The sequence below is a fragment of the Serratia sp. 506_PEND genome (genome assembly GCF_001076875.1).
Classification (GTDB): Bacteria; Pseudomonadota; Gammaproteobacteria; order Enterobacterales; family Enterobacteriaceae; genus Serratia; species Serratia marcescens.
The window spans coordinates 1-1,788 of record NZ_JVEL01000458.1; the positions used below are offsets into that span (position 1 = coordinate 1).

Genomic DNA, 1,788 nt, shown 5'->3' on the forward strand with positions numbered 1-1,788 from the left:
TGATGGCGTCAGCTTCAATGTTCAGGCTAACTTTCATTGCCCGGACTCCAGTGAATATTGCCCGGTAGTGATATCGGTGATGGCTCTGTAACCGCTACGTTTCATCAGCCCGGTGGCACGATGGGCGCGAAGTATATCGATACTGCTGATAAGTGGCGATTGTGTTTCTGCGCTGAAGCCACGACGGTCAGTACGCACCAGGTCATATTTCTCCACGATAAAATTCACCGCGTCACACAGTGAAATACCGGCGTCAATGTGTTCCTGGATCACGCCGTCATTGCCAAACGGCGTGTCGTTCAGCGTTAGACCGTAGTGTTGGTCCAGCAGGTACGTCAGTAGGGTCAGCCACACAGCCACTGCTGACACACCAGGTGACGGGCAAATCTCAGCCGCCCGTTTTGCGGATACAGGTAAAATTCTCATTACTGGTTCTCTTTGAGCGTTGGTTAAGTGTTGTGGGGTTTATGCGGTAGGTGCAGATGTCGGGTAAATCGCGATATAGACATAACCACAGGAGCCGAGACTGTCCGCTTCACAGGTCAGCCCTTTCGCGTGTAGCGTGACACAATGCTGGCGGTGTGGGGTAAGTTCACCGCTGATCAGTTTCAGTTCAAGCTGCTTAAGCAATAGAGGAAACGCCTGGTCAATATGGCGTAAATCCGCCTCGCTGAAGGTTCCGGTGATGCTGGCGCGGTCATTCAGGTAATGCAGTCGGTTGCCCTCCTGCACCAGGCGTGCGCCAAAACAGGGTGTGGTATCGCGCGGCAGACCCCAGCGCGGTGCGTCCGTGGGAACACGGGGCGTGAGTGTATCGGTCATTATTAAGCCTCGCTAAAAAGTCATACAGGAAAGGTTAAAGGTGATGCCGTTCAGCCGAAGCACTGACCGGATGCGGTGAAGGTGTATTTAGCGTCGATGATGTCGTCGTCAACAATGGCGGGAGAGGTCTGCCAGCCGTATTCGCTTTCCAGCCAGTCGTATAACCAGCGGGCCAGCAACCGCATGGCTTCGGTTACCGCTGCTTCACTGTCTGTGGTCATGTCCTGCCCGGAAGGGCTGTGGTGTTCGACCGTGACTGCCATACAGTTTTCATGGATATGCTGGCCGTGATGGCGGATCGTGGCATGAAGCTGACCGCTGTTGTGCAACTGAATGGCTTGCAGTAAATCGGCAATCCGGTGAAGGTCTGCGTCTTCAGGGGAGTGTTCCCGGATCCGGTAGACGGCCTGCGGCTGGTAAGCATAATCTCCTTCAAAGCAGGCCCCCTCCCCCTGATGGCAAAAGCCGCTGAACCAGATACAGCGGTGCTGACGACTGCCGCCAGACAGGAGAGGTACCCTGTACATATTAATTTCGAGGCCCAGGATATTGCAGGTGCCGCAGAACTCGTCAAACACGTTCTGATACCAGTCATCGTTCAGTGCATGCTCACGATACCAGGCGCGGGCTTGTTCTCTGGCCGATCCTGAAAGTTCATCCAGCGTATAAATGGTGGTGGAGATAATTCTGCTCATCGGTATTTTCCTTACTCAGTTCAGCGTGACGCTGCGTAATACGACATACGGGCCGTTGCGGTCCTGACGGCGCTCAGCGAAGACCGCGAGCACACCGCTGATATCCTGGACTTTTCGACCGTAGTAGTGGCAGACGCTGCCGCTCCATGTGTATTTTCCGGTACAAAAGCGAAACAACCGGGAACCAGGATGCTGACGGTAAATTGCCATCGCCTGTCGTTTACTGATGATTTTCAAAGCCAGCCTCTCTCAGAAAAGGAGACGATTTCCA

Annotated in this window: 4 protein-coding genes; all 4 read right to left on the reverse strand. The window is 54.0% G+C overall.

Annotation, left to right across the window (positions count from 1 at the left end):
- Positions 1 to 33: 33 nt before the first annotated feature.
- Genes ADK28_RS18435 through ADK28_RS30310 form a run of 4 tightly spaced genes read right to left on the reverse strand, consistent with a single transcriptional unit; the run spans position 34 to position 1,754 of the window.
- Positions 34 to 426 (reverse strand): TA system toxin CbtA family protein, encoded by a 393-nt coding sequence (locus tag ADK28_RS18435; protein ID WP_048796328.1) that lies wholly within the window; start codon positions 424 to 426, stop codon positions 34 to 36.
- 39 nt (positions 427 to 465) lie between these two features.
- A complete protein-coding gene (locus tag ADK28_RS30305) occupies positions 466 to 822 on the reverse strand; it encodes a type IV toxin-antitoxin system YeeU family antitoxin (protein ID WP_064575265.1) in 357 nt (118 codons plus the stop codon).
- 50 nt (positions 823 to 872) lie between these two features.
- Positions 873 to 1,517 carry a hypothetical protein gene (locus ADK28_RS18440; protein WP_048796329.1) on the reverse strand — a complete coding sequence of 215 codons (645 nt, stop codon included), beginning with the start codon at positions 1,515 to 1,517 and terminating at the stop codon, positions 873 to 875.
- 15 nt (positions 1,518 to 1,532) lie between these two features.
- The gene (locus tag ADK28_RS30310; RefSeq protein WP_025203170.1) at positions 1,533 to 1,754 is read right to left on the reverse strand and encodes a DUF987 domain-containing protein; all 222 of its coding nucleotides are present in this window, start codon (positions 1,752 to 1,754) and stop codon (positions 1,533 to 1,535) included.
- Between the last annotated feature and the right edge of the window lie 34 nt (positions 1,755 to 1,788).

Bases quoted from the DNA above. Each gene is read 5' to 3' on its own strand.
- ADK28_RS18440 (WP_048796329.1), bottom strand. From the start codon at position 1,517: ATGAGCAGAATTATCTCCACCACCATTTATACGCTGGATGAACTTTCA.
- ADK28_RS30305 (WP_064575265.1), bottom strand. From the start codon at position 822: ATGACCGATACACTCACGCCCCGTGTTCCCACGGACGCACCGCGCTGG.
- ADK28_RS18435 (WP_048796328.1), bottom strand. From the start codon at position 426: ATGAGAATTTTACCTGTATCCGCAAAACGGGCGGCTGAGATTTGCCCG.